This window comes from Sphingomonas oligophenolica (genome assembly GCF_039522915.1).
Classification (GTDB): domain Bacteria; phylum Pseudomonadota; class Alphaproteobacteria; order Sphingomonadales; family Sphingomonadaceae; genus Sphingomonas; species Sphingomonas oligophenolica.
The window spans coordinates 14,128-40,954 of the sequence record NZ_BAAAEH010000030.1; the positions used below are offsets into that span (position 1 = coordinate 14,128).

Sequence of the window (26,827 nt, forward strand, 5' to 3'; positions counted from 1 at the left end):
GGGTGCTTACGCTTCCTCGGCCGGGGCGTCGGCAGGCGCTTCGGAAGCGGGGGCTTCCTCATCCTCGAACCAGTGCGCGCGGGCGGCCATGATGATCTCGTTGCCCTGTTCTTCGGAGAGGTTGTACTCCCCGAGCACACCGCCCTTGTCCTCGGGGCGCTTGGGCGCATCCTCGGCGCGGCGGCGCGGTTCCTGGCGCTTCTTCTGGATCAGCTCGTCAGTCGCCAGATCAGCGAGATCGTCGAGCGTCTTGATCCCGGCCTTGCCGAGCGTGACCAGCATCGCCTCGGTCAGATAAGGGATGCCGGCGAGATCGTCGGACACGCCGAGCTCGCGGCGGGTGGCGCGATTGGCTTCCTCGCGGCGCTCGAGTGCCTCGGTCGCGCGGTTCTGCAGCTCGGCCGCGAGATCCTCGTCGAACCCTTCGATCGAGGCGATTTCGCTGGCCTCGACATAGGCGACTTCCTCAAGCGCGCCGAAGCCCTCGGCGACCAGCAGCTGGGCGAGCGTCTCGTCGACGTCGAGCTCGGTCTGGAACATCTCGGTGCGTTCGAGGAATTCCTTCTGGCGCTTCTCGGACGCATCGGCCTCGGTCAGGATGTCGATCGCCTTGCCGGTGAGCTGGCTGGCGAGGCGGACATTCTGGCCGCGGCGGCCGATCGCGAGCGAAAGCTGATCGTCGGGCACGACGACCTCGATGCGATCCTCTTCCTCGTCGATCACCACGCGCGACACCGAAGCCGGCTGAAGCGCGTTGACGACGAAGGTCGCGGTGTCGGGCGACCAAGGGATGATGTCGATCTTCTCGCCCTGCATTTCCTGGACGACTGCCTGCACGCGGCTGCCCTTCATGCCGACGCACGCGCCGACCGGATCGATCGAGCTGTCATGGCTGATCACGCCGATCTTCGCGCGGCTGCCCGGATCGCGTGCGGCTGCCTTGATCTCGATGATGCCGTCGTAAATCTCGGGCACTTCCTGAGCGAACAGCTTCTTCATGAAATCGGGATGGGCCCGGCTGAGGAAGATCTGCGGGCCCCGGTTCTCGCGGCGCACATTGAGGATCAGCGAGCGGATGCGGTCGTTGACGCGCACCACTTCGCGGGGGATCTGCGCGTCGCGGCGGATGACGCCTTCGGCGCGGCCCAGGTCGACCACGACATGGCCGAACTCGACTCGTTTCACCACGCCGGTGATGATCTCGCCCATCCGGTCCTTGAACTCTTCATATTGGCGCTCGCGCTCGGCGTCGCGGACCTTCTGGAAGATCACCTGCTTGGCGGCCTGGGCGGCGATGCGGCCGAACTCGATCGGGGGCAGCGGATCGACGATATAATCGCCGACCACGGCGCCGGGCTGAAGCTTCTGCGCTTCCTTCAGGTTCACCTGCTTGAAATAGTCATCGACTGCCTCGACCACCTCGACGACGCGCCACAGGCGAAGGTCGCCGGTGTTCGGGTCGAGCTTGGCGCGGATGTCGTTCTCGGCGCCGTAGCGCGAGCGGGCGGCGCGCTGGATCGCGTCCTCCATCGCCTCGATCACGATCGCGCGGTCGATCATCTTCTCGGTGGCGACCGCATTCGCGATCGCAATCAATTCTGCCTTGTTGGCGGAAACGGCAGTTGCCATCAGTCTTGCCCTTCACTCTGGTTCTGGTCGGCGCTTTCGAGCGCCTCGTCTTCGAATTCGTCGGCGCCTTCAGTCGAAAGCGGCCGGGTGGATGCAATCAGGGCGTCGGTCAGCAGCAGCTTGGCGTCGGCGACCTGATCGAAGCCGATCGTCATCACTTCATGCTTCTTCACATCGATGCTGATGCGGTCGCCGTCGACGCCCTTGAGGATGCCGGTCAGCTGCTTGCGCCCCTCGACCGGGGCGGTGAGGAAGATCCGCGCCTCGTGCCCGGCCCAGTCGCTGAAATCCGAGAGGCGGGTCAGCGGCCGGTCGATGCCCGGCGAGCTGACTTCGAGCCGATAGGCGTCCTCGATCGGGTCCTTCTCGTCGAACAGGTCCGAAATGCGGCGCGACAGCGCGGCGCAATCGTCGATCGTCAGCTGGCGGGTATCGGGGCGCTCGGCCATCACCTGCAGGGTGATGTCACCGGCGGCGCCGAACAGCTTCACGCGCACGAGATTGAAGCCGAGTGCTTTCGCCTCGGGTTCGATCATCCGCGTCAGCTGTGCGATATCCGCCATTCAAACTCCAAACATGACTTTGTGCCGCCGGAACCGACTGGTCCCGACCTCTTCACCCATAACGATGTAGAGAATGCGAGGCCGATATACGGCGGGTGATCCCATTGGGCAATGGGCAAAGTCGGGGGCTGGAATCACGCTCCGTCTCTCTTTCTTTCGCGCGGATCCTGTTGCACCAGGGGGAGCGGGCCGATGGCGGGTGCGTTATGGGATCGCATAAAGAGAGGCACTTCGGAATGACGCGATTCTCCATCTGTACATTGCTGTCCCTGCCGGCACTGATCGCCGCGGCCTGTTCGGCCTCCCCCGGCCCTGCGCAGAATGCGTCCACACCTACCACCACGCCGCCGATCTCGATGGAGCTTCCCGAGAACGCCCCGCTCGATCCCTCGATCGTGAACGTGCCGGCGACCACCGGGCGGGCGAACCTGGCGCCGACTGCGCCGCCTTTCACCATCACACCGATCGGCCAGTTCAACACACCTTTCGCGCTTGCCTTTCTTCCCGACGGCGGATTGCTCGTGACCGAAAAGGCCGGCCATCTCAAACGCCGCGCGACCAATGGCAGCGTTACCGAGATCGCCGGCGTTCCGAGCGTGGCGCGGGGTGGGCAGGGCGGCCTGCTCGACGTCGCCGTCGCGCCCGATTTCGCCGCCAGCAAGCGGATCTATCTCAGCTATTCCGAGCCACGCAGCCAGGGCAGCAGCCTCGCGCTCGCCAGCGCGACGCTCGGCGCGACCAGCCTTTCGGATGTCAGGGTGATCTGGCGGGCGGGATCGGACGGCCCGGGCGGGCAGTTCGGCGCCAATATCGCGTTCGCGCCCGACGGCAAGTCGCTGTTCCTGTCTTCCGGCGAACGTCAGCGCTTCACCCCGGCGCAGGACCCCGATCGGGCGCTCGGCAAGATTCTCCATCTCACCCTCGACGGCCAACCGGCGCCCGGCAACCCGATGGCCGCGGCCGGCGGCGTTCGCGCCGCGACATGGTCGAGCGGCCACCGCAATCCTTATGGCCTCTCGTTCGACTCGGCCGGGCGGCTCTGGGAGGTGGAGATGGGCCCTCGCGGCGGCGACGAACTCAACCTCATCCTGCCGGGCAGGAATTATGGCTGGCCGATCGTCTCGAATGGCGACAATTATTCAGGCCAGCCGATCCCCGATCACCCCAGCCGCCCCGATCTGGAGGCGCCGAAACTGTGGTGGAACCCCTCGATCTCGCCCGGCGGGATGATCATTTATTCAGGGGCCATGTTCCCTGCCTGGAAAGGATCGGCCTTCATCGCAGCGCTCTCGGGCGAGGCGCTGATCAGGGTCGGCCTGAACGGCGACACCGCCACGCCGGGCGACCAATGGAAAATGGGAATGCGGATCCGCGATATCGCCCAGGCGCCTGACGGCGCGATCTGGCTGCTCGGGGAGGGCGGCGGGGACCGGAAAGGCCAACTCCTGCGGCTGACGCCGAAGAGCTGACCGATCAATAGCGCAACGCGGCAAGCCGGGCGTCGGCTTCCGCCACGCCGGGATTGCCGAGGCTGCCGGTCAGCTGTTCGAACAAGGCATCGAGTGCGGCATAGCGTTCGCGCGCCTGAATCCAGAAGGCCCGTGCGGTCTCGTTGTCGCCGATTGCCTCGGCGTGAACCGCCGCGCTGCGGAGCGCATTGGCGATGTCGAGAGGCGCCGCGTCCGAGTTGCCGCGATACAGCGTCAGCATCTCGGTGATCGGCTCGGCCGCCTCCCCGGCGCGGTCTGCATCGACCAGGATGTCGGCGACATGCCGGATGGCATGGGCAAGCGCCGCGGCTCGCCAACATCGCGCAGCAGCGCAACGGCGCGGCGTTGCTGAAGCAGCGCATCGTAGAAATTGCCCTTGTTGCGTGACGCCTGCGCCGCCCGGGCATAGCCTTCAGCTTGTTGCCGCCGGTCAGTCATGGCCGCGCGACCAGATAGTTCATCCGCGCCGCGGCGATCGGCCGGCTGCGGTCGTCCTGCCACGCATTCGCCTCGACATTGGCGACCCGGTTGCCGAGGCGAGTGACGGTACCTTGCGCATATGTGGGCTTCTCGCGCCCGCCGCGCATATAGTCCACCGTCACGTTGATCGGCTTGATCCGGCCGCCGCCTTCTTCCTCGAGCGCATATTTGAGCGCGACGATCGCCGCCATTTCGAGCAGCCCGCCGATCGCGCCGCCGTGCAGGAAGCCAGGCCGGCCAATCACGTCGTCGTCGAACGGCATGACGAGGATCGTCCTGTCCTCCGGGTCGGCGCTGAGCCTCAGGAGATCGGCATAAGGCGGCAGGATCATGGCAGCGCCTCGGTGAACATATAGGTGCCCGCAACATGCGCGAGCGGATCGCCCGGGTCGCCGTCATGCGCCTGGCCCCGGATGAAGGAGATCGAGCGCGTGATCCGGTAGCATTGGCCATGCCCGATGACTGTCCTGCCCGGCGTTGCCGGCCGAAGATAGTCGATCCGCAGATCGAGCGTCGCATGGGGGCGGAACATGCCGAGCTTGAGCCATATCGACAGGCTGGTCGCCACGTCCATCATCGCCAGGATCGGCCCCGAGGCGAGCACCCCGCTCTCCGGATCGCCGACCAGCGCCGGATTATAGGGCAGTGCCAGATCGACCCAGTCCTCGCCATGCGCCTCATAGCGCACGCCGAGGCGACCCGCATGGCCGTTGGCGCCGAAGCGGAGGAACTCTTCGGGGTCGAAGCGGATGGTCTCTGGTGGCGTCATCGCTCCTGCGTCTATCCCAGTGCCCCGCCTGTGCAAAGCGCGCCCTGCGCAAAGCAATTGCCCCAGCGGCCGCCGCCGTATAGCGTTTCAAAAAACAACCGATGGAGAGACGGGTGCATCCAAGCGTCCATGGCCGCGAGACGCCCGACAAGCCGGCGCTGATCGTCGCCGAAACCGGCGAAACCATCAGCTTCGCCGATCTCGATCGGCGATCGAATCGCGCCGCGCAACTGTTTCGCGCCAAGGGGCTGAAGGCGGGCGATACGATTGCGCTGTTCGTCGAGAACGTCCCGGAATTCTACGATATCGTCTGGGGCGCGCAACGCAGCGGGCTGTTCTTCGTGTGCATCTCGACCAAGCTGACCACGCCCGAGGTCGATTATATCGTGCGCGACAGCGGCGCGAAGCTGGTGGTCGCCTCGGCCGGACTCGCCCCGGTTGCGGCGCAGCTTGCCGGCACTCTCGGCGATACCCTGCTGTTCGCGCTCGGTGGCGACGTGCCGGGCTGGGCAAGCTGGGAGGAAGCTGTCGCCGCGATGCCCGACACGCCGATCGCCGACGAACGCTCCGGCGCCGATATGCTCTATTCCTCGGGCACGACGGGGCGGCCCAAGGGAGTCCGGGTTGCGCTGCCCGACGATCCGAATATCGCCGGACCCAACATACTCGCGATGCTGGCGAGCGGACTTTACGGAATCGGCCCGGACACAATCTACCTCAGCCCGGCGCCACTCTATCATGCGGCCCCCTTGCGCTGGTCAATGACCGTCCAGCGGCTCGGCGGGACGGTGGTGATGATGCGACATTTCGACCCGGTCACCGCACTCGAGGCAATCGAGCGCTACAAGGTGACGGCAAGCCAATGGGTCCCGACCCATTTCGTGCGCATGCTGAAATTGAGCGAGGCGGAGCGCGCCCGCCACGATCTTTCGACCCTCAAGACAGCGATCCACGCCGCAGCACCCTGTCCGATCCCGGTAAAGGAAGCGATGATCGCCTGGTGGGGCCCGGTGCTGTACGAATATTATGCCGGCTCGGAAGGGAATGGGCTGACCACGATCGATTCGACGCAGTGGCTCGGGCACAAGGGCTCGGTCGGCAAGGCAGCGTATGGCGTGGCGCATATCTGTAGCGAGGACGGCACCGAGCTCGGCGTCGGTGAAGAGGGGCTGGTCTATTTCGAGGGCGGCGGCCAGTTCGAATATCATAACGACCCGGGCAAGACCGCGGAGGCGCGGAATGCTCAGGGCTGGACGACGATCGGCGATATCGGCCGGATCGACGAGGAGGGCTATCTCTACCTCACTGATCGCAAGAGCTTCATGATCATCTCGGGCGGGGTGAATATCTATCCGCAGGAGATCGAGAACCGGCTGATCACCCACCCCCGTGTCGCCGATGTGGCGGTGATCGGAGCGCCGGATCCCGAAATGGGCGAGCGCGTGGTGGCCGTGGTGCAACCGGTCGATATGGCCGAAGCGACTCCCGAATTCGCCGCGGAGCTGACTGCCTGGTGCCGCGCCGAGCTTTCCGGCGTGAAGACGCCGCGCCAGATCGATTTCACCGAAGAATTGCCCCGTCATGCGACGGGCAAGCTCTACAAGCGACTGCTGCGGGATCGCTATTGGGGCGTGGACGGCGGGCGGATCGTGTGAGGGAAAAACCATGAACGAGCGCGTATCGATCACTGTCGCCGATCACATCGCCGACGTCCGCCTCACCCGCGCGGAGAAGATGAATGCGCTTGATCCGGCGATGTTTCAGGGCATTGCCGACGCGATCGACCAGCTCGCCGGCATGGCCGATGTGCGTGCGGTGGTGCTCTCGGGCGAGGGGCGCGGCTTTTGTGCCGGGCTCGACATGGCAAGCATGGCCGGCGGCGGATCAGGCCTGAACCTTGCCGATCGCTGGCCCAACGGCGCCAATCTCGTCCAGCAGGTCAGCTGGGGCTGGCGGACGCTGCCGATGCCGGTGATCGCGGCGGTGCATGGCGTTGCCCTCGGCGGCGGCTTCCAGATCATGTCGGGCGCCGATATCCGGATCGCCGCGCCGGGCACCCGCTTCGCGATCCGCGAGCTGCATTGGGGGCTGGTGCCCGATATGGGCGGCTTTCCGCTGTGGCGGACCCTGGTGCGCGACGATGTGCTGCGCGAGCTGACCTTCACCGCGCGCGAATTCGACAGCGAGGAAGCGGCACGGCACGGTTTCGTCAGTCGTGTCGCCGACGATCCGCGTAGCGCCGCGATGACGCTCGCTCGGGAGATTGCCGCACGGAATCCGCATGCGGTGCGCGGCGCGAAGCGGCTTTGCAACCTGGCGCATGATAGTGATCCGGCCGCGATGCTCGAGGCGGAGACGGTCGAGCAGCTGAAGGTGATCCGCCAGCCCAACCAGGTCGAGGCGGTGATGGCGAACATGGCGAAGCGGGCGCCGGTCTTCATCGACTAGAGAAGTCTGTTGCTTCGCTTAGTCGGTGCCGTCCTACTGAAACAGACTCTAGCGCGATGCCTCGCCGGTAGCCGCGACGCCATAGGCCCGCATGAAGACATCGGCGAACCGCCTTGCCTGGAGGTCGATCGCGCCCGGTTCTTCCACATCGACGCCCCAGAGCAGGCGATTATGCCGGCCGGCGCACAGGCTGATCAGCGTCTGGGCCATGATTTTCGGGTCTTCGGAGCGAAGCTCGCCGGTTGCGACGTGGCGGGCAAGATAAGCGCTGAGCGTGGTCTCGGTGAAGCCAGCCGCGCGATCGTAGAAAATGCGGCCCAGTTCCGGAAAGCGCCCGCTTTCCGCCACGACCATCCGCCAGGTAGCGACAGCGTCCGGCGATCCGATCGTCAGCAGGAAGCGGCGACAAAAGGCAATGAGCCCGGCTTCCAGCCCGGTCGCCGAGCCCAGGACGCCCCCGAGTTCAGAACGGAATGAAGCGCTGACCTGCTCGATGACGGCCGCGAACAATTCTTCCTTCGAGCGGAAATAACTCCACAGCGTCGCCTTCGATCCGCCGAGGGTCTTGAGCAGGCCGGACATCGAGGTGCCGGCATAGCCCTGCTCGAGAAACGATGCGCGCGCCGCGTCGACGATCGCCTCGCGTCGATCCTGCTTGCGTATCTCGCGTCGGGTGGTGGCGGGTTCCATCGCGTCCGTTACCAACCATGTACTGTAAGGTACAGTTTTTCGTTGACAAGGGCTTTGCCCGAGTCCATTGGCGCAACTGTACCCTCTAGTACGGTTTTTTGCATGATGTCCTCTCGTCTCATCGCTGCGGCATATCCCACCGGTTTGATCGCATTGTTGATGCTATCCGCTTGCGCGTCCGTTCCCAAGCTCGGACCCGCGCCCGCGGTAGCTGCGCCTGATCATTATGCCTCGAATGTGAGTCTTGTCTCCACCGTGCCGGCTGCCTGGCCGGAGTCGGGCTGGTGGCAGGCCTATGGCGACCCCCAGCTCGACGCGCTGATCGGCGAGGCGCTTGCCTCCTCGCCCGACATGGCCGTCGCCGCGGCGCGAGTGCGGGAGGCGGAGGGCTATGCGCAGCAGGCCGGCGCGGCGCGCCTGCCCATACTCGATGTCAGCGGCAGCGCGAGCGAGGCGAAGCAGAGCTACAATAACGGCATCCCGGCTGCTTTTGTGCCCAAGGGCTGGAACGACACCGGCAAGGTATCAGCCAATCTCGATTTCGACCTCGACCTGTGGGGCAGTAACCGCGCCGCCTATGCCGCAGCGCGATCCGAGGCCGAGGCTGCACAGCTGGATTATGCCCAGGCGTCGCTTGTGCTGTCGACCGACATTGCCGACGCTTACGCAGACCTCGCGCGATTGTTCGCCGAGCGGTCGGTCCAGGCCACTGCGCTGCAGGTCAGGCAGCAGACCGAGAAACTGACGGCGGATCGCGTGGCCAGCGGACTGGACACCCAGGCCGAGCTGAAACAAGCCAGCGCGGCCGTGCCGACGGCGCGGGCGGATGTTTCCGCGACCGACGAACAGATCGCGCTGACGCGCAATCGCCTTGCTGCGCTGCTCGGGGCCGGCCCCGATCGCGGACTGGCGATCACGGCACCGGCGGTATCGATCACATCGCGCGGCATTCCCCAGGACGTGACGACCGACCTGATCGGACACCGGCCCGATGTCGTCGCGGCCCGCGCGCGGGTCGAGGCGGAAGCGAGCAGGATCAAGGTGGCGCGGGCCGCATTTTACCCGTCGGTGAAGCTCAGCGCGGTGATCGGCTTCCAGTCGTTGGGGCTCAGCAATCTGCTCAAGGGTGGGTCGAGCTTTGGCAGCGCGGGGCCGGCGATCAGCCTGCCGATCTTCAGGGGCGGCGAACTTCAGGGCAAATATCGCAATGCCCGCGCCACCTATGACGAGTCGGTCGCCCATTATGACCGGACCGTAACTGATGCCTACCGGGCGGTGGCGGACGCCGTCGTGAGCCAGCGTGCGCTGGGCGTCCGGCTGGCGGATTCCGAACTGGCGCTGACTGATTCGCAGGCCGCCTATTCAGTGGCGCGCCAGCGCTACGAGGGAGGTTTGTCGACCTTTCTCGACGTGCTGACCGCGCAGGACCGGGCGCTGCAGGCGCTCCGCACCGTCGCTGACCTGAAGGCCCGCGCCTTCACCCTGGATGTCGCCCTTGTGCGCGCCCTTGGCGGCGGCTTCGCCGCCCCGGTCGCCACCAACCCCACCCCGATCAACAAGGACAAAGACCGTGGCTGATGCCGATCCCGCAGACCGCCGCCTGACCGAGTCGAAGGCAGCGGCAATCCATATCGAGACACCGCCGAACAACCTCCGCAGGACGCTGCTCGTCGGCATCGCCGGCGTCGTGCTGCTTGCCGGGCTCGGCTATGGCGGCTGGTATGCGCTGGTCGGCAGCCATTATGTCGAGACGGACAATGCCTATGTCGGGGCAGACACCGCCCAGGTGACGCCGATGGTATCGGGTCAGGCGATCGCGGTGCTGAAGTCGGACACCGATATCGTGAAGGCCGGCGATGTCCTCGTCCGGCTCGATGACAGCGACGCGCAGATCGCACTCGCCTCTGCCGAAGCCGACCTTGCCAAGGCGCGGCGCCAGTTCGGCCAGTCCGCCGCGACCAGCGATGCGTTGTCCGCGCAGGTCCAGGCGCGCGCCGCTGATATCCGGAGTGCGCGGGCGCAACTGCTCTCCGCCCAGGCCGCGTTCGAGAAGGCGCAGGTCGATTTCGATCGCCGCCGGAAGCTGGCCCCCAATGGCGCGGTTTCCGGTGACGAGCTGACCTCAGCCACCAACGCACTCGCTGCCGCGCGCGCCAGCGTCGCGCAGGCGCAGGCGGCCGTTGCGCAGGCTGCCTCGTCCCGCGGCGCCGCCGCCGGAAATCTCGCCGCCAATGATGCGCTGATCCAGGGCACCACTGTCGCCAGCGCGCCTGACGTCCTCGCTGCCGAAGCCCGGGTGAAGCAGGCAAGGCTCGATCTGTCGCGGACCGTGATCCGCGCGCCGATCGACGGCGTCGTCACCAGCCGAACGATCCAGGTGGGTCAGCGGATCGCGCCGGGCGCCACCGTGATGCGGATCGTGCCGATCACCCGGGTCTATGTCGATGCCAATTTCAAGGAAGGCCAGCTGAAGGCGGTGAAGCCGGGCCAGGCAGTGAAGCTGACCTCCGATCTCTATGGCTCAGGCGTCGAATATCATGGCCGTGTCACCGGCTTTTCGGGCGGCACGGGATCGTCGTTCGCGCTGATCCCCGCGCAGAATGCCACCGGCAACTGGATCAAGGTGGTCCAGCGCCTCCCGGTTCGAGTCGCGCTCGATCCGAAGGAACTCGTCGCGCATCCGCTGCGGGTCGGGCTGTCGATGACAGCCGAGATCGACACGTCGGGCAACTGAGCCATGGCCGGCCTGAGCGACGACTTCAAACCGCTGACGGGGGTGACCCTGCTGCTGGCAGGGGCGGTCCTTGCGCTCTCCAACTTCATGGTGGTGCTCGACACGACGATCGCGAACGTATCGGTGCCCCATATTGCGGGTTCGCTCGGCATCTCCTCAAGCCAGGGCACGTGGATCATCACCTCCTATGCCGTGGCAGAGGCGATCTGCGTACCGCTAACCGGCTGGCTGGCGGGCCGGTTCGGCACGGTGCGCACTTTCGTCTTCGGGATGCTGGGCTTCGGCCTGTTCTCGCTGCTGTGCGGCCTGTCGGGCAGTCTGGCGATGATCGTCGTGTGCAGGATCGGGCAGGGGCTTTGCGGCGGACCGCTCATGCCGCTTAGCCAGACGCTCCTGTTGAGGATCTTCCCGAAAGAGCAGCAGGGCCAGGCGATGGGGCTGTGGGCGATGACCACTGTCGTCGCGCCGATCCTCGGCCCGATCCTGGGCGGCACCATCAGCGACGACTGGTCGTGGCACTGGATCTTCTTCATCAATATTCCGATCGCCGGGCTGTGCGCGTTCGGCGCCATTCGCCTGCTCATGCCCGCCGAAACGAAGACCGCGCGGCTCGGCGTCGACACGATCGGGCTTGCCCTGATGATCCTGTGGATCGGCGCGTTGCAGATCATGCTCGATATCGGGCGTGAGCATGACTGGTTCGCCGACAGTTCGATCGTCATGCTGTCGATCGTCGCTGCGATTGGCTTTGTCGTGTTCGTCGTCTGGGAGCTGACCGAGGCGCAACCGATCGTCGACCTGAAGGTGTTCCGGCACCGGGGCTTCACCGTCGCGGTGATCAGCCTGGCCCTGACCTTCGCTACTTTCTTCTCGGCGGTGGTGGTCATTCCGCAATGGCTGCAATCGAGCATGGGCTATACGGCCACCTATGCCGGTTATGTGACGGCCTTTGTCGGCGTCGCGGCGGTGGTCATGTCGCCGATTGTCGCCAAGCTCTCGGAAAAGGTCGATCCGCGCGGCCTGGTTTGCTTCGGCATCCTCTGGCTCGGTTTCACCTCGCTGCTGCGGGTCTTCTGGACGAGCGGGGCGGATTTCTGGACGCTAGCACTGCCGCAGTTGCTGCAGGGGATCGGGATGCCGTTCTTCTTCATCCCGCTGACGACGATCGCGCTCGGCGCGGTCGAGCCCGAGGAAACCGCGTCGGCCGCCGGTGTGATGAGCTTCCTGCGCACGCTGGCGGGCGCTGTCGGCACCTCGATTTCGACGACGCTGTTCGCCAACAGCGCGGTCGTGTCGCGTAGCGAGATCGTCTCCACCATGAACAGCGATGCGACCAGCCAGGCACTGCAGGACCGTGGCTTCTCGCTCGATCAGGTCAGGGCGACCTTGTCGCAGATGGCTGACCAGGAAAGCATGGCGCTTGCGATCAATCACCTTTTCCTTCTCTCGGCCTTCATCTTCGCGGGCGCAGCGATGGTGATCTGGCTCTCCCCCAGGCCCAGGCGCGCCGTCGCGGCCGGCGCGGCGCATTAGAGTCGTTTTCAGTAAGACGGCGAAGCTGCAAACGACTCTGGACGACCTCCCTTCCCTCCCCGGAACGAAGCCCATGGCCTTTATCTGCTTCAACATCGTGCCGGCGGCCGGCACGAGCACAGGCGTCGGACGGCCCTATCCGGGCCTTGCGCTCTTTTCTCCGCTTGAACGGATCGTCATCGAAACGAGCCTGCACGACGGTCTCTCGAGCCTTGGCGAACCCGGAATATGGCGCCGGCGACTGCACCATCTGTTCGGCGTGCGCCGCAAGACCCGTCTTGCCGATCCGCGACTCGAAACCTTGCGTCGCGTCGCGGTCCTGCTGCGCCATGGCGTGGAGCCCGGCGCCGGCGAGGCGAATCTCTATGCCGAGTCCGGCTTCACGATCGCGCAGTATCAGGCGCTTCGCAGCGCCCTATGCCCGGCAGCTTGTCGGTGAAACGCGGTACCGAGTGCAACTGGCGCGCCGTACCGCACGGCGCAATCAGCTCACCGTGGCGCCATGCGGATGGCGCCGTCGAGGCGGACATCCTCGCCGTTGAAATAACCGTTTTCGATCATCGTCAGCGCGAGGTTGGCATATTCGGACGCATTGCCGAGCCGCTTGGGGAACGGCACCGAGGCAGCGAGATTGTCCTTCACCTGTTGCGGCGCGCCCTGCATCAGCGGCGTGTTGAAGATGCCGGGCAGGATGGTGTTGACGCGGATTCCTTCACCCATCAGGTCGCGCGCGATCGGGAGGGTCATACCAACGACACCGCCCTTGGAGGCTGAATAGGCGGCCTGGCCGATCTGCCCATCCTCGGCGGCGACCGAAGCGGTCATCACGATCGCGCCGCGCTCGCCGTCAACGCCCGGATCGAGCGTCAGCATGCCGGCCGCCGATTTCGCGACGCAGCGGAAAGTGCCGACCAGGTTGATCTGGATGAGCCAGTTGAATGCCTCGAGGCTGAAATGCTTGATGCTGCCGTCTTCCTTGGATCGGCTCGCCGTCTTCATAGCGTTGCCGGTGCCGGCGCAGCAGACCAGCACGCTTTCCTGGCCATTGGCGGCGCGGGCTTTCGCGAAGCCGGCATCGACGCTCTCGTCCGAGGTGACGTTCACTTCGCAGAACACGCCGCCGATCTCGGCTGCGACCTTTTCGCCCTTCTCCGCCTGGAGATCGAAGATCGCGACCTTGACGCCCTTGGCGGCAAGCGCGCGGGCGGTGGCTTCGCCGAGGCCGGAGGCACCGCCGGTGACGACGGCTGCGATAGTTGAGTCGAGTTTCATGAATCAGGTCTCCGTCGAAGGATCAAAGCCGCTCGATGATCGTCACATTGGCGATCCCGCCGCCCTCGCACATCGTCTGCAGCCCGTAGCGGCCGCCGCTCTTGCGCAGGGCATGGATGAGAGTCGCCATCAGCTTGGTGCCGCTCGCGCCGAGCGGGTGGCCGAGCGCGATCGCACCGCCGTTGACGTTGATCCTGGCCGGATCGCCGCCGACATGCTTGAGCCAGGCGAGAGGCACGGGCGCGAACGCCTCGTTGACCTCATAGAGATCGATGTCCTCGATCTTCATGCCGGCACGCTTCAACGCGCGGTCAGTCGCGAACAGCGGCTCTTCGAGCATGATGACGGGGTCGCCGCCGGTGACGGTCAGATTATGGATTCGCGCGAGCGGAGTCAGGCCGTGGTCCTTGAGCGCTCTTTCGCTGACCACCAGCACCGCGCTGGCGCCGTCGCAGATCTGGCTGGCATTGGCGGCGGAGATGCTGCCGCCTTCCTGGATGAGCTTCACCGAGCCGATCGATTCGAGCGTCGCGTCGTAGCGGATGCCCTCGTCTATGGTGTGGAGGACGATACCCTCGGGCGTTTCGATCTCGAGCGCCACGATCTCGTCGCTGAAATCGCCACGCTGGGTCGCGGCGGCGGCGCGGCGATGGCTCTCGAGCGCGAAGGCATCGAGCTGGGCGCGGTCGAAGCCGTGCTTCCTGGCCAGCATCTCGGCGCCCATGAACTGGCTGAACATCAGGCCGGGATATTTCTCCTCGAGCCGGGGCGATTTATAGTTGCCCAGCCCCTCCTTCATGAACAGCGTCGCGGTCGATCCCATCGGTACCCGGGTCATGCTCTCGACGCCGGCGGCGATGACCATGTCCTGGGTGCCCGACATCACTGCCTGGGCGGCGAACTGGATCGATTGCTGCGAGGATCCGCACTGGCGGTCGATCGAGACGGCCGGAACGCTGTCGGGCAGGTTCCGCGCTGCGAGCACTGCGTTGCGCCCGACCTGGCCGGCCTGCTGCCCGCCCTGCATGACGCAGCCCATGACGACATCCTCGACGGCGGCGCCGTCGATCCCGGTTCGGGCCACGACGGCATCGAGCACGCTCGCCGCCATGTCGACCGGATGCCACCCGGCAAGCTTGCCGCCCCGCTTGCCGCCGGCGGTCCGCACCGCCTCCACGATATAGGCCTCGGCCATGCTCGACTCTCCATCTGCTTCGTCTTTAAGGGCCTCTCTTGCCCAATCGCGCCGGGTCGGCAAGGGTGCGCGTGCATACCCGATCATCGAATCTCCCATCGAATCGGGCTCGAAAATCTGGAGCTGTCGAATGAATGTGACGGAGGCCGTAGCGGCACGGCGATCGGTGCGGGGATTTCTCGACGCGCCGGTCGATCTGCCGATTTTGAAAGCGATCGTCACAAAGGCGGCTCGCGCGGCGACCGGCGGCAACCTCCAGCCATGGCATGTGGATCTGGTGACCGGCGAGTCGCTGGCCGCGCTCAAGGCGATCATGTCGGCAAAGCTGGTGGCGGGCGAGATCGAAGAACCGGCCTATGCGATCTATCCACCGAACCTGGCCGCCCCCTATCGTGACCGCCGCTTCGCGATCGGCGAGGCGATGTACGCCGAGATCGGCATTCCGCGCGAGGACAAGGCGGCGCGGCGGATGTGGTTCGCGCGCAACTTCCAGTTCTTCGGTGCGCCGGCGGCCCTGTTCTGCACGGTCGACCGTCAGATGGGGCCACCGCAATGGGCCGATCTCGGCATGTATCTGCAGAATGTGATGCTGCTTGCGGTCGAGGCGGGACTCGCGACCTGCGCGCAGGAATGCTGGGCGATGTATCCCGAGACGATCACCGGCTTTCTGGGCACGCCCGGGGAGCGGATGCTCTTTTGCGGGATGGCGATCGGCTATGAGGATCCCGCCGCGCCGGCGAACCGGCTGCGGAGCATGCGGGCGCCATCGGAGGAGTGGCTGACGGTTCGCCCATAGCCGCGATGCGGGTCGTGCTACAGGATGACCGTCTCGGGCCTCGCTTCCTCGATCGCCGCCAGGACCATCCGTTCCCACACTGCCGGATCGCCCGCCGCCGCCATCGCCTCGTCGGGCGCGCGCAGCGTGTGCAATATGGCGACGGCGTCGCTCAGATGATGCGACCAGCTGCGCTCGACCAGGTCGGCGGCGGATTCCTCGTCGCCCTTTGCGTTGGCGCTGATGCGCTGCCCGGCAAGGACTCGGGCGATTCGTTCGGCGATGGGGGTGGTGGCGACGTCCATGATCATCTCCTCGGGCTTTCACCCGGCTCAACCATCAAGACGCCGCCGGTATCCCTCAGCCCGCTGCGGGCGAACGGCGACCGCCGCCCGAATGCTGGCGACGCGGGCCACCGCCACCGGGGCGGCCAGTGCCGCCCGGCCGGCCGGAACCATGGGGACGGCCGGCGCCATGCGGCCGGGCAGCGCCTTCGGGGCGAGCGCCGGTCGGGCGTGCGGCATGAGTCGCGCGCGGCGGCGCACGGTGACGGCCGGATTCGTCACGGCGACGATCGTCGACGTCCGAGCCTGCCGGGCGCGCTGCCTTGATCCGCGCCGCTTCGGCGGTGAAGCCTTCCGGAAGCGGCATCGGTGTCGGCTTCACGCGGGTGAGCCGCTCGATGTCGCGCAGATAGGATTTCTCGTCATCGGCGCAGAAGCTGATCGCAACGCCCGATGCCCCAGCGCGCGCGGTGCGGCCGATGCGATGGACATATTGCTCCGGTACGTTGGGCAGCTCGAAATTGATGACGTGGCTGACGCCCGACACGTCGATGCCGCGCGCCGCGATATCGGTCGCGACGAGGATCTTCGCCTTGCCCGACTTGAACTCGGCGAGCGCGCGTTCGCGCTGCGGCTGGCTCTTATTGCCGTGGATCGCGTTGGAGGCGATGCCGTTATGGCCGAGCAGCTTCACGACGCGGTCGGCGCCATGCTTGGTGCGGGTGAAGACGAGGCAACGCTCGACCTCGGGATTCTGGAGCAGGATGGTCAGCAGCGCCTGCTTCTCGCCCTGGTTCACGAAGCTGACGAACTGATCGACGCGCTCCGCCGTCGTGGACACCGGCGCGACCTTGACGGTCGCCGGGTCCTTGAGGAACTGGTCGGCCAGTTCGCGGATCGCATTCGGCATGGTCGCCGAGAAGAACAGGGTCTGGCGCTGCTTGGGCAGCATCCGGACGATCTTGCGCAGCGCATGGATGAAGCCGAGATCGAGCATCTGATCTGCCTCGTCGAGGACGAGGATCTCGAGCATCGCCAGGCTGACGAAGCGCTGCTCGATCAGGTCGAGCAGGCGGCCCGGGGTCGCGACGAGAATGTCGACGCCGCGCGCCATGTCCTGGCGGTTCTTGTTGATGCTGGTGCCGCCGAACACGGTCGCGACCGACATCTTCGAGAAGCGGCCATAGTCACGCGCGCTGTCGGCGATCTGGCTGGCCAGCTCGCGGGTCGGCGCGAGGACGAGCATGCGGCAATGGGTGGGAAGCACCTTCTTGCCCTCGTTGGTGAGGCGCTGGATCGAGGGAAGGACGAAAGCAGCGGTCTTGCCGGTGCCGGTCTGGGCGATGCCGAGCAGGTCGCGGCCTTCGAGCAGGGTCGGGATCGACTGCTTCTGGATTGGGGTCGGGGTGGTGTAGCCCTTGGCTTCGAGGGCGCGGACGAGCGGCTCGTCGAGGCCGAGATGTGCAAAAGTCATGAAAATAAAGTCCGATAATAGCCGGGCTCGCGAATCCGGCGGACGCACGAGTGGCGGGGGAGAATGACACCCCGCGTGAAAAGGGAAGCCCGTTAAAAACGACCGAGGCGGAGCCTGGACCTTGCGATCCGATCACGCTGCATGACGCCTCGATGAGCGGCATATGCATGTTGCGGCGCAAAAAGTCAAGGTCGCTGCCGCGACAGGGAGATGCGATAACGGGCGCGATTCAACCCGCTGCACATATTCACTACCCGTTTCCTGCGATGGGGCGTTTGCTATGGTTGAGGAGACCGGGCGATGTGCCACGTGCTGATCATTGAAGACGAAACGCTGATCGCGCTCGATCTTCAGGATATGCTTGCATCTGCTGGCGCGACGACCTTTTCCTTTGCCGAAACCGAGAACGAGGCGCTCGACGCCGCGCGGGCACGCCGGCCTGACGTGATCATGTCGGATGTGATCCTGCGCGAAGGTACGGGGCCTCGCGCCGTAGAGGTGATCCAGGAAGAGATGGGGCCGCTGCCGGTGATCTTCATCACAGCGACGCCCGAATCCTGTTCCCCCTGCGAGCCGTCAGCGGTCATTCTCGGCAAGCCCATCACGAACGCAGCCGTGCGCGCCGCGTTCAAGGCGGTCGCGCCGTATTGAGACCGCGGGGCTAAAGCGAGCGCCCGATCAATTCCTTCATGATCTCGTTGGTGCCGCCGTAGATCCGGGTGACGCGCGCGCCACGCCATGCCCGCGCGATCGGATATTCGTTCATGTATCCGGCACCCCCATGGAGCTGGAGGCATTTGTCCATCACCTCCCATTGCAGCTCCGTGTGCCATAATTTGGCGGCGGCACCTTCCACTGCGGTCAGTTCCTTCGCCAGGTGCCGCTTGATCGCCCAGTCGAGATGCGCCCAGCCGACCTGGAGCTTCGACTTGAGGTCGGCGAGGACGAACCGCGTGTTCTGGAAATCGAACACCACGCCGGCAAAGGCCTTGCGGTCCTTGGTGAAGCTGATCGTCTCTTCGAACGCCTTTTGCGCCGAAGCCTGGGCCCCGATCGCGATCGACAGGCGCTCCTGCGGCAGCTGGCTCATCAGATAGATGAAGCCCTTGCCCTCTTCGCCGAGGCAATTGGTCATCGGCACGCGGACGTCTTCGAAGAAGAGTTCGCTCGTGTCGCCGGCATCCTGGCCGATCTTGTCGAGGTTGCGGCCACGCTTGAAGCCTTCGCGATCGCTCTCGACCAGGATGATCGACATTCCCTTATAGGCCGGCTTCGCGTCGGGATCGGTCTTGGCGACGACCAGGATCAGGTCGGCATTCTGGCCATTGGTGATATAAGTCTTGGAGCCGTTGACGACATAATGATTGCCGTCCTTCTTCGCGGTGGTGCGGACTGCCTGAAGGTCGGACCCGGTGCCCGGCTCGGTCATCGCGATCGCGGTGATCGTCTCGCCCGAGACGAGGCGCGGCAGCCATTGCTTCTTCTGCTCTTCGGAGCCGTACTGGACGATATAGTCGCAGACGATATCCGATTGGAGCGAGAAGCCGACCGGGATTCCGCCATAGCTGAGCTCCTCGTCGACGATCGCGTTATAGCCGAAATCGAGGCCGAGCCCGCCATATTCCTCGGGCACTGTCGGGCACAGCATCCCGACCGCGCCGGCCTTGGTCCAGATCGACTTGTCGACGATGCCGGCCTCTTCCCATGCGTTGACATGGGGAGCGGCTTCCTTTTCGAGGAAGCTGCGCACGCTTTGGCGGAAAGCCTCGTGATCTTCGTTATAGGCGAAGCGGCCGGGGATGGAGTCGAGCATATCAGTCCTCTCTTGAAACCTTTTGCGCAGGGTTTGCGGTCAGCTTACGCTCACGTCAAGCCGGTTGCGCTCGACAGCGCGGGCGAGCGGACTATGCTTGCCGGCAAAACGCAGGAGATCGCATGAAACTGGCCAGCCTCAAGCATGGACGCGATGGCAAGCTCATCATCGTCTCGAACGATCTGGCCTGGTATGCCGATGCGGGGCACATCGCCCCCACTTTGCAGGCAGCGCTCGACGATTGGGATCGGCTGCTGCCCGATCTGCAGAATCTCGCGACTGATCTCGAGCATGAGATGATTCCGATGCGACGCTTCCACGAGCATGATGCCGCGGCGCCGCTGCCGCGCGCCTATCAATGGGCCGATGGCTCGGCCTATGTGAACCATGTCGCCCTGGTACGGCAGGCCCGCGGTGCCGAGATGCCCGAGAGTTTCTGGCACGATCCGCTGATGTATCAGGGCGGCTCGGACGGATTCCTCGGCGCGCGCGATCCCATCCCGCTCGCCGACGAAACCTGGGGCTGTGATCTCGAGGCCGAGGTGGTCGTGGTGACGGGCGACGTGCCGCTTGGCGCGAACCGCGCCGAAGGGTTGGCGGCGGTGCGGCTGGTCGGGCTGACCAACGACGTGTCGCTGCGCAACCTCATCCCCGGCGAGCTCGCCAAGGGCTTCGGCTTCTTCCAGTCCAAACCCGCCAGCGCCTTCTCGCCGGTGTTCGTGACGCCCGATGCGCTCGGCGACTGGTGGCGGGACGGCAAGCTCAACCGCAAGCTGATGGTCGATCTCAACGGCAATCCATTCGGCCGCGCCGAGGCGGGTGAGGACATGACCTTCGATTTCGGCACGCTGATCGCCCATGCCGCAAAGACGCGAGCGCTCGGTGCGGGGACGATCATCGGCTCGGGTACCGTCTCGAACCGCGGCGCGGATGGCGGCCCGGGCAAGCCGATTGCCGATGGTGGCGTCGGCTATTCCTGCATTGCCGAGCTGCGTACGGTCGAGATGCTTCAGAGGGGTGCCCCAGTGACGCCCTTCCTGAAGACCGGCGATACCGTACGGATCTGGGCCGAGGATGACAGGCACCATCCGATCTTCGGGGTGATCGAGCAGACAATCGCGTGATTTTTTCTGTCTGCGACGGGGAGGAATCAATGGAAATCGTGCGACTTGATCGGGATCACATCCTCCCGATCAATCTTCTCCCGATAGTGATAATCTGACCGCAGCTTCGGCTGCCAGCCAGCCTCACCCCGATCGGGTGATCCGCCATGAGTCGCGCCGTCGCCGCGCGAGACCATGCTTGGCAGGTCGAGATCGCCGATGCTGCGCAGCATCGGCGTATGATCGATGATCCGGTCAGCGACGACATGGATCACCAACCCCTCGCGCTGCATTCGTCCGATCACGCTGACCATCGCCGACGCCATCACGGTGCGCCGCTGTGCCTCGAACCGGTCGGGCCACAGGATGGCGTTGGCGATGCCGGTTTCGTCCTCCAGCGTGAGGAACAGCACGCCCTTGGCGCTGCCCGGCCTCTGCCGGACGAGGATGATCCCCGCCACCTCGACCCGGGCACCGTCCTTCATCGTCTTGAGGTCGCCACAGGGCCGGATGCCCATGAGCTGGAGCTCAGGCCGCAGGAAGCTGAGCGGATGCCGGCGCAGCGAAAGCTGGGTCGCGCGATAATCCTCCACCACCTCGCGGCCGGCGGTCAGCGGGATCAGGGAAACCCGTTCTTCGCTCGCTTCCGGAAGAAGGGCGCCGGCCCGCGCGTCAGCCGCGGCGATCAGGGGCAGGGGTGCCTGACCCAGTCCCTTGATCGCCCAGAGCGCCTGGCGCCGGTCGAGGCCCAGACAGGCGAACGCATCGGCACGGGCCAGCCGCTCCAGAGCTGCGGGCCTGACCCCTGAGCGGCGCCAGGCATCCTCGATCGACAGGAAGGGGCCGGTGGCGCGTGCCTTCAGGATGGCCTCCGCTTCCTTGTCGCCGAGCCCCTGAACGATCCGCATGCCGAGCCTGATCGGCAGCAATCGCGCCCAATCTTCATCGCTCCCGCAGAAATGTTCGTTCTTCTCGCGCTGCAGGTCAGCATCGAGCACCTGCGTATCCCAGTCGCTTCGATTGATACAGACCGGCCGGACCTCCACTCCATGATCGCGCGCGTCGCGCACGATCTGCGCTGGCGCATAGAAGCCCATCGGCTGGGCGTTGAGCAGCGCAGCACAATAGAGATCGGGATGATGGCACTTCATCCAGCATGAGGCATAGGCGATCTTGGCGAAGCTCGCCGCATGGCTTTCGGGGAAGCCGTAGCTGCCGAATCCCTCGATCTGCTTCACCATGCGTTCGGCGAAATCGAGCGAGATGCCCCTTTCGAGCATGCCGTTGATCAGTGGCTCGCGGAACGCGCCCACGCCCCCGGTGGATTTGAACGTCGCCATCGCGCGCCGCAGCCGATCGGCGTCATTGGCGCTGAAGCCTGCCCCCACCATGGCGACCTGCATCGCCTGCTCCTGGAACAGCGGCACGCCGAGGGTCTTTTCCAGCACCTTCTGCAAGGCAGGGCTGGGATAGGTGACCGGCTCCTTGCCCTCGCGTCGCTTGAGATAGGGATGGACCATGTCACCCTGGATCGGCCCGGGCCGGACGATCGCTACCTCGATGACCAGGTCATAGAATTTCGCCGGTTTCATGCGCGGCAGCATCGACATCTGTGCCCGGCTCTCGATCTGGAAGACGCCGAGCGTGTCGGCCTTCTGGATCATCGCATAGGTTGCGGGATCGTCGTCCTGCATCTCGGGCGACGCCATGGTCAGGAAGATGCCCTTGCGTGTCTCGAGCAGTTGAAAGGCGCGGCGCATGCAGCCCAGCATGCCGAGGCCGAGGATGTCGACCTTCATCAGGCCGAGCTCCTCCACATCCAGCTTCTCCCATTCAACGACGCGGCGATCGACCATCGCGGCGGGTTCGACCGGCACCAGATCGTCGAGCCGGTCATGCGACAGCACGAAGCCGCCGGGATGTTGCGACAAATGCCGCGGCGTCTTGGCCTCGACCAGCTCGCTGACGAGCTGAAGGGTCAATGCAAGCTTGGGATCATCGCGATCGAGATTGAGCTGCTCGATATGCGCGTCATCCACGTCTTCGCTCGAAATGCCCCAGACCTGCCCGGCCAGTGCCGAGGTCATGTCCTCGGACAGACCCATCACCTTGCCGACCTCGCGCAGCGCGCCGCGTGTGCGGAACCGGCTGACCACTGCGGTCAGCGCGGCATGCTGTTTGCCATAGGTTTCATAGATCCACTGGATCACCTCCTCGCGCCGCTCATGCTCGAAATCGACGTCGATATCGGGGGGCTCATGCCGCGAGGTCGAGATGAATCGCTCGAACAGCAGGGTGTGCTTGACCGGGTCTATCGAGGTGATGCCGAGCACGAAGCAGATGATCGAGTTGGCCGCTGATCCGCGGCCCTGGCACAATATGTCCTGGCTGCGCGCAAAGCGAACGATCGAGTTCACGGTCAGGAAATAAGGCGCATAGTCCATTTCCCGGACCAGCTCGAGCTCATGTTCAAGCAGGTCCGAATAGGCCGGTGGCGGGCCGCCCGGGAACAGGTCTGCCAGCGCCGTCCGGGTCATCTTCTCCAGCGCGTCCTGCGGCGTCCTGCCGCTGATCACCACTTCGTCGGGATATCGATACTGGTCCCTGAGTTCGCGCAGCGAAAAGGTGCAGCGCTCAGCGATCGCCTCGGTCGCCCTGAGCGCTGCCGGGTGTGCACGAAAGCGACGCGCCATCTCTGCCGGGCCCTTCAAATGCCGGTCGGCACTGCGTTCGCGCCGGAAGCCGAGATCGTCGACCGCGCATTTGTTGCGGATCGCGGTGACGACATCCTGCAGCATGCGGCGCTCCGGCACGTGATACAGCACGTCGCCGGTCGCGAGCGGCGTCAGGCCGAAGCCCTGCGCCATCTGTTCGAGCTGATGGAGCCGGAGCGGGTCGCCGGGGCGACGCTGATGCGTCAGGCAGACATGGCCACGATCCTGGAAAATATCCGCCATCCAGCGCATCGCGACAGGGTCGCCATGATCAGCGAGACCAGGCACCAGCGCGCCGACAAGCCCGGCACTGTGCTGCGCAATATCTTCCCAATGCAGGAAGCATTGCCCCTTCTCGCCCTTTTGCGCATTGGCGCGGCCCTTGCCGAGCGTCAGCAGGCGGGTGAGGCGGCTCCAGGCCGGGCGATCCTCCGGCCAGACCAGGATCGACGCACCATCGACCAGATCAAGCCGGCAGCCGGCGATCATCCGGATGGGATAGCCCTGTTTGCTGATCTGCTCGGCCGCGACCAGTGCGCGAACGACGCCGCCGACCGAATTGCGATCAGTGATACCGAGTGCAGGCAGCCCCAGATGAGTCGCGGCCGCAAACAGCTCTTCCGACGACGAGACACCGCGCAGAAAGCTGAAATGCGTGGTGACCTGAAGCTCCGAATAGGTCACCCGAACGCCCCGTGCATGAACCAGCTGAGATCGCCGGTCTCGCTGCGTTCACCATCGCCGCGCCGGAACAGCCAGAAACGCTGGCCCACCTCATCCTCGACGCGGAAATAATCGCGCACGCTATGTTGTTCGGAAGCGCGTTTCCACCATTCGCCGCGAACGCGTTCGGGGCCGTCGGCCCGCACCACCTTGTGCGCCTGTCCACGCCAGGTGAAGCGGCGCGGGGGATGGTCGGGCAGCTCGGCGATGACATGGTCGAGCAGTTCGGGGCGGCGGAGCAGCCGGACCGGGCGTGGCCAGCGATGGTGCCAGGGGTGAAGATCGGACGATCGATCGAGTTGCCGGACATCGTCGAGTTTCGACTTCACGGCAGGCTGCGCCGGCGGATCGAGCGGCGGTGCCGCCTCGACCGAGCGCTCGGGCACTTCGCTTTCGACTGGCCGGGCTCGCCACAGGCGCGCATCGCCGATCCGGTTGGCAAGCGCATCGACCAGAGGCGCCAGGTCGGGCGGGCGATCCTCGAGCCGTTCGTCAAAGGATTGCGGGGCGAGAGGATCGGCACGACGGACATGCAGCGTTAGCGCATCCACGCCAAATCCCGGTGCGATCTCCTCGATGCGGCGTACGATCAGCCGCAGCAGATGGGCAGCGTCGCGGCTCGGCCGGGCGAGGCCGATCCGCAATCGCTGCGGCACCCCGTCGATCCGGTCGGCGACCAGCTCGATCACGCGCGCGCCCAGGCCGGCGCCGACGAGCGCGGTGACGAGGCGCGGCATGAGATGAGCAAGCCAATGCTCGATCGCCTCGGCGGTCGCGATCGGTTCGGCGAAGCGCTGGACGATGGCGATCGTTTCAGTCGGCACGACCGGATCGAGCGGCTCGCTCACCCGCCCCGTCGCCTGATCGAGCCGTTCGACCAGGCCAGCGCCGAAGCGCCGGGCAAGCGGCGCCCGCGGCATACCGGCGAGCTGGCCGATCCTGTCGACACCGAGGCGCTTGAGCAGCTCGACGGCGGCAGGGTCGAGCCGGAGCGCGACGACAGGGAGGGCGGCAATGGCGTCGATATGAGCAGAGGGCGGGCAGAGCAGGACGCCCTTGTCCCAGCGCCCATGAGGGGAACGCGCCAGTGCCCAGGCAGCGCCGGCCGTGTCCGCCACCGCGATCCTGGCCGTGATGCCGAGCCGGGCGAGCAGGCGCACGATCCGCCGCGCCATCGCCGCTTCGCCGCCGAACAGATGCGCAGCGCCGGTGATGTCGAGGAACAACCCGTCCTCTCCCGACACGGCGACGATCGGCGACCAGCGCCGTGCCGCGATGATGGCGAGGCGCCTGAGATCGGCGCGGTCGCCCTCGATATCGGCGGGCCTGATATCGAGCCCCGGCACCTGCGCCCGGGCCTGGGTCACCGCCATGCCGGGATGAAGGCCGACCGCCCGCGCCGCCGACGATGCCGCGGCGATCAGGATCTTGCTGCCCGCGCGCATTGAGGTGACGAGCGGCACGTCGCCGACTGTGTCGCACTGCCCTATCACGGGCAGGGAGTGGCGATTCTCGCGAGCCCAGCGTGCACCCGGCCGCCAGCCATCCCCGCGCTCATGTGCCGGTGGGACCGGCAAGATGGGTGGGAGGTCAGGCGGCGCGGCGGTGTGCGCTGCCTGCCGCAGCCGGTCGATCGGCCAGTCGGGCAGGTAGAGCGAGGCGACCCGTTTCATCGCATGCCTCCATTATCCAGTCATGGGGTTCGCCGCCGCGCTGCCGCACCAGCTCGATCCGCCAGCGCGGGCAGCCGACACCCTCGACCGGGAGCGGGGTCGAGGGCGCGGCCGCGATCCGCCAGCGCGTCACTGCGGCTGAAGGGACGGCGAGCGGATTGCCGCCTTCGCGCGCATGGCGTTTCAGCAGGAGGGCGATGGTCTTGCCGCCTTCGGCCGCGAGCTGAAGCCGGCGGGTATTGGGCATCGAGGCGCTCTTCACTTCGCCGATCACCGCACCGAGCCCGCGATGCCGCAGGCCCTCCTCCATCAGCGCGAGCAGCTCTGCATCGTCGCCGGCTTCGGCATGAAGGATGCGCTCGGGGGCAAGCCCCGACTGATACAGGCCGGGCGCGAACAGGTCGCGGCGCCTGACCACCCACAGCACTGGCCCCCAGGCGCGCGCAGCGACCCCGGCCATGAACAGGGTTGCGGCGGCATCGTCGCCAAGGCCTGGGCTGGCGGCTGCTATCTCATGGAGTGAATCGAGTCGCAGCCCGGTCGTCGCCAGCCGCGAATCGATGGCGCCCACCCCGAACGGCAGCACGGGGCGCCGACGCAGTCCATCGCCCTCGATCGCGCGTAGCGTTTCGCGTAGAGTGGAAAGGGCGACGGCAGACGACAAAGGCACGACTCGCTAATGGGTAATGTTCCCATTTTGTTCCTATAAGGCGAGCTGAGTCAAGCAGTCCTTGGCGCGAACACCCAATAGCGGTTGAGCGTGAAGCTGGCGAGCGGTGTCGCGAACAGCATTGCCGGCACGGGAGCCCAGGCAGGGCCGTGCATCGCGACAGTCGCGATCCAGACCCAGCAGGAATTGAGCGCGAGCGCGATCCCCGACACGAGCGCGAACTTGCCGAGGCTCGCCGCGCTTTGCTCGCCCGATCCGCGGAAGCTCCAGCGGCTATGGATTGCATAGCCGGCCGCCACCCCGCCGAAATGGCTGACGATATTGGCGAGAAGCGGATTTACGTGAAGAACGATCGCATAGACGAGATAGATCGCGACCGATAATGCGGTGACGCCGAGCCCCGCGACGACGAAGCGCGCGAGCTGAGTCAGCGCCTCACTATGGAACAGCTTTCGCAATGCGATCAACGACCGAGGATCGCGGTTCCGGTATAATCGATCATGTCGAGCAGCGCCCTGGGAGCCCTGGCGACGGTGCGCGCCGACAGGGCTAGGCCGGCATAGGCAGCGTAGACGGCGAGGAACGGCACCATGAACGCCACCGACAAGGGCGGTACGACCGCACCGGTGGCACGCCGAGCGATGGTCGAGACGGGCGCCTTGGTACGGATGATCGGGGCCATGTACATGATGCGATCCTTTCGAATACCGACCATCGCCCCAAATGGTTAACGGATCATCAAGATCGCCGCCACAGGCCCCTCGCCAAGCGCGTTGAAATTTTATAACAAGGTTC

The 26,827-nt window shown here is 65.7% G+C and carries 27 protein-coding genes; 10 read left to right on the forward strand and 17 right to left on the reverse strand.

Annotated features, from left to right (window positions below):
* Positions 1-6 precede the first annotated feature (6 nt).
* Together nusA and rimP are read right to left on the reverse strand one after the other, a co-directional pair.
* Complete coding sequence (nusA, locus tag ABD050_RS14770; RefSeq protein WP_343890182.1) at positions 7-1,629, reverse strand: transcription termination factor NusA; 1,623 nt, start codon at positions 1,627-1,629, stop codon at positions 7-9.
* Complete coding sequence (gene rimP, locus ABD050_RS14775) at positions 1,629-2,192, reverse strand: ribosome maturation protein RimP (protein ID WP_343890183.1); 564 nt, start codon at positions 2,190-2,192, stop codon at positions 1,629-1,631. The genes nusA and rimP overlap by 1 nt, the downstream gene beginning before the upstream one ends.
* A gap of 236 nt (positions 2,193-2,428) precedes the next feature.
* Here rimP and ABD050_RS14780 point away from each other — a divergent pair, with 236 nt between their 5' ends.
* Positions 2,429-3,661 (forward strand): PQQ-dependent sugar dehydrogenase, encoded by a 1,233-nt coding sequence (locus tag ABD050_RS14780; RefSeq protein WP_343890184.1) that lies wholly within the window; start codon positions 2,429-2,431, stop codon positions 3,659-3,661.
* Positions 3,662-3,665: 4 nt separating this feature from the next.
* Here the strand turns inward: ABD050_RS14780 and ABD050_RS14785 are convergent, their stop codons facing one another.
* From ABD050_RS14785 to ABD050_RS14800, 4 genes are read right to left on the reverse strand one after another with little or no spacing between them, the layout of a single operon-like run.
* Entirely contained in the window at positions 3,666-3,902 is a 237-nt protein-coding gene (locus tag ABD050_RS14785; protein WP_343890185.1) for a hypothetical protein, read from the reverse strand.
* Positions 3,896-4,120 carry a hypothetical protein gene (locus ABD050_RS14790; RefSeq protein WP_343890186.1) on the reverse strand — a complete coding sequence of 75 codons (225 nt, stop codon included), beginning with the start codon at positions 4,118-4,120 and terminating at the stop codon, positions 3,896-3,898. Before ABD050_RS14790 ends, ABD050_RS14785 begins: the two co-directional genes overlap by 7 nt.
* Positions 4,117-4,494: a PaaI family thioesterase gene (locus tag ABD050_RS14795; protein ID WP_343890187.1), complete on the reverse strand. Its 378-nt coding sequence runs from the start codon at positions 4,492-4,494 to the stop codon at positions 4,117-4,119. Before ABD050_RS14795 ends, ABD050_RS14790 begins: the two co-directional genes overlap by 4 nt.
* Positions 4,491-4,931 (reverse strand): PaaI family thioesterase, encoded by a 441-nt coding sequence (locus ABD050_RS14800; RefSeq protein ID WP_343890189.1) that lies wholly within the window; start codon positions 4,929-4,931, stop codon positions 4,491-4,493. The genes ABD050_RS14795 and ABD050_RS14800 overlap by 4 nt, the downstream gene beginning before the upstream one ends.
* Before the next feature lie 113 nt (positions 4,932-5,044).
* Between ABD050_RS14800 and ABD050_RS14805 the strand changes: the two genes are divergently transcribed.
* Both ABD050_RS14805 and ABD050_RS14810 read left to right on the forward strand, forming a co-directional pair.
* Positions 5,045-6,586, forward strand: coding sequence for an acyl-CoA synthetase (locus ABD050_RS14805; RefSeq protein ID WP_343890190.1), 1,542 nt, complete (start codon positions 5,045-5,047; stop codon positions 6,584-6,586).
* Between the two features lie 10 nt (positions 6,587-6,596).
* Entirely contained in the window at positions 6,597-7,379 is a 783-nt protein-coding gene (locus ABD050_RS14810) for a crotonase/enoyl-CoA hydratase family protein (RefSeq protein WP_343890191.1), read from the forward strand.
* Between the two features lie 48 nt (positions 7,380-7,427).
* Here the strand turns inward: ABD050_RS14810 and ABD050_RS14815 are convergent, their stop codons facing one another.
* Positions 7,428-8,069 (reverse strand): TetR/AcrR family transcriptional regulator, encoded by a 642-nt coding sequence (locus ABD050_RS14815; RefSeq protein WP_343890192.1) that lies wholly within the window; start codon positions 8,067-8,069, stop codon positions 7,428-7,430.
* 105 nt (positions 8,070-8,174) lie between these two features.
* Between ABD050_RS14815 and ABD050_RS14820 the strand changes: the two genes are divergently transcribed.
* The 4 genes from ABD050_RS14820 (at position 8,175) to ABD050_RS14835 (ending at position 12,775) form a co-directional block, all read left to right on the forward strand.
* Positions 8,175-9,647: an efflux transporter outer membrane subunit gene (locus tag ABD050_RS14820; protein ID WP_343890235.1), complete on the forward strand. Its 1,473-nt coding sequence runs from the start codon at positions 8,175-8,177 to the stop codon at positions 9,645-9,647.
* On the forward strand, positions 9,640-10,803 hold the full coding sequence (locus ABD050_RS14825; RefSeq protein ID WP_425542464.1) for an HlyD family secretion protein: 1,164 nt from the start codon (positions 9,640-9,642) through the stop codon (positions 10,801-10,803). The genes ABD050_RS14820 and ABD050_RS14825 overlap by 8 nt, the downstream gene beginning before the upstream one ends.
* A gap of 3 nt (positions 10,804-10,806) precedes the next feature.
* Complete coding sequence (locus ABD050_RS14830) at positions 10,807-12,336, forward strand: DHA2 family efflux MFS transporter permease subunit (RefSeq protein ID WP_343890193.1); 1,530 nt, start codon at positions 10,807-10,809, stop codon at positions 12,334-12,336.
* A gap of 73 nt (positions 12,337-12,409) precedes the next feature.
* The gene (locus tag ABD050_RS14835; RefSeq protein ID WP_343890194.1) at positions 12,410-12,775 is read left to right on the forward strand and encodes a hypothetical protein; all 366 of its coding nucleotides are present in this window, start codon (positions 12,410-12,412) and stop codon (positions 12,773-12,775) included.
* Between the two features lie 50 nt (positions 12,776-12,825).
* On the opposite strand, the gene ABD050_RS14840 is transcribed toward ABD050_RS14835, so the two are convergent.
* The gene (locus ABD050_RS14840) at positions 12,826-13,608 is read right to left on the reverse strand and encodes an SDR family NAD(P)-dependent oxidoreductase (protein WP_343890195.1); all 783 of its coding nucleotides are present in this window, start codon (positions 13,606-13,608) and stop codon (positions 12,826-12,828) included.
* Positions 13,609-13,630: 22 nt separating this feature from the next.
* Entirely contained in the window at positions 13,631-14,803 is a 1,173-nt protein-coding gene (locus tag ABD050_RS14845) for an acetyl-CoA C-acetyltransferase (RefSeq protein WP_343890197.1), read from the reverse strand.
* Between the two features lie 130 nt (positions 14,804-14,933).
* Here ABD050_RS14845 and ABD050_RS14850 point away from each other — a divergent pair, with 130 nt between their 5' ends.
* A complete protein-coding gene (locus ABD050_RS14850) occupies positions 14,934-15,599 on the forward strand; it encodes a nitroreductase (RefSeq protein WP_343890198.1) in 666 nt (221 codons plus the stop codon).
* A gap of 17 nt (positions 15,600-15,616) precedes the next feature.
* Here the strand turns inward: ABD050_RS14850 and ABD050_RS14855 are convergent, their stop codons facing one another.
* Positions 15,617-15,883: a hypothetical protein gene (locus ABD050_RS14855; protein ID WP_343890199.1), complete on the reverse strand. Its 267-nt coding sequence runs from the start codon at positions 15,881-15,883 to the stop codon at positions 15,617-15,619.
* A 55-nt stretch (positions 15,884-15,938) separates the two neighbouring features.
* Positions 15,939-17,336 carry a DEAD/DEAH box helicase gene (locus ABD050_RS14860; RefSeq protein ID WP_343890200.1) on the reverse strand — a complete coding sequence of 466 codons (1,398 nt, stop codon included), beginning with the start codon at positions 17,334-17,336 and terminating at the stop codon, positions 15,939-15,941.
* Positions 17,337-17,636: 300 nt separating this feature from the next.
* Here ABD050_RS14860 and ABD050_RS14865 point away from each other — a divergent pair, with 300 nt between their 5' ends.
* On the forward strand, positions 17,637-17,987 hold the full coding sequence (locus ABD050_RS14865; protein WP_343890201.1) for a response regulator: 351 nt from the start codon (positions 17,637-17,639) through the stop codon (positions 17,985-17,987).
* Between the two features lie 10 nt (positions 17,988-17,997).
* Here ABD050_RS14865 and ABD050_RS14870 read toward each other — a convergent pair whose 3' ends face one another.
* Positions 17,998-19,149, reverse strand: a complete 1,152-nt coding sequence (locus ABD050_RS14870) for an acyl-CoA dehydrogenase family protein (RefSeq protein WP_343890202.1) — start codon at positions 19,147-19,149, stop codon at positions 17,998-18,000.
* Positions 19,150-19,271: 122 nt separating this feature from the next.
* Here ABD050_RS14870 and ABD050_RS14875 point away from each other — a divergent pair, with 122 nt between their 5' ends.
* Entirely contained in the window at positions 19,272-20,273 is a 1,002-nt protein-coding gene (locus tag ABD050_RS14875) for a fumarylacetoacetate hydrolase family protein (RefSeq protein WP_343890203.1), read from the forward strand.
* A gap of 26 nt (positions 20,274-20,299) precedes the next feature.
* On the opposite strand, the gene ABD050_RS14880 is transcribed toward ABD050_RS14875, so the two are convergent.
* From ABD050_RS14880 to ABD050_RS14900, 5 genes are read right to left on the reverse strand one after another with little or no spacing between them, the layout of a single operon-like run.
* Entirely contained in the window at positions 20,300-23,650 is a 3,351-nt protein-coding gene (locus tag ABD050_RS14880; protein WP_343890204.1) for an error-prone DNA polymerase, read from the reverse strand.
* The gene (locus ABD050_RS14885; RefSeq protein ID WP_343890206.1) at positions 23,647-25,362 is read right to left on the reverse strand and encodes a Y-family DNA polymerase; all 1,716 of its coding nucleotides are present in this window, start codon (positions 25,360-25,362) and stop codon (positions 23,647-23,649) included. The genes ABD050_RS14880 and ABD050_RS14885 overlap by 4 nt, the downstream gene beginning before the upstream one ends.
* Positions 25,280-26,026 carry an ImuA family protein gene (locus tag ABD050_RS14890; RefSeq protein WP_343890208.1) on the reverse strand — a complete coding sequence of 249 codons (747 nt, stop codon included), beginning with the start codon at positions 26,024-26,026 and terminating at the stop codon, positions 25,280-25,282. Before ABD050_RS14890 ends, ABD050_RS14885 begins: the two co-directional genes overlap by 83 nt.
* A gap of 56 nt (positions 26,027-26,082) precedes the next feature.
* Positions 26,083-26,499: a GtrA family protein gene (locus ABD050_RS14895; protein ID WP_343890209.1), complete on the reverse strand. Its 417-nt coding sequence runs from the start codon at positions 26,497-26,499 to the stop codon at positions 26,083-26,085.
* A complete protein-coding gene (locus ABD050_RS14900; protein ID WP_343890210.1) occupies positions 26,496-26,720 on the reverse strand; it encodes a hypothetical protein in 225 nt (74 codons plus the stop codon). Before ABD050_RS14900 ends, ABD050_RS14895 begins: the two co-directional genes overlap by 4 nt.
* Between the last annotated feature and the right edge of the window lie 107 nt (positions 26,721-26,827).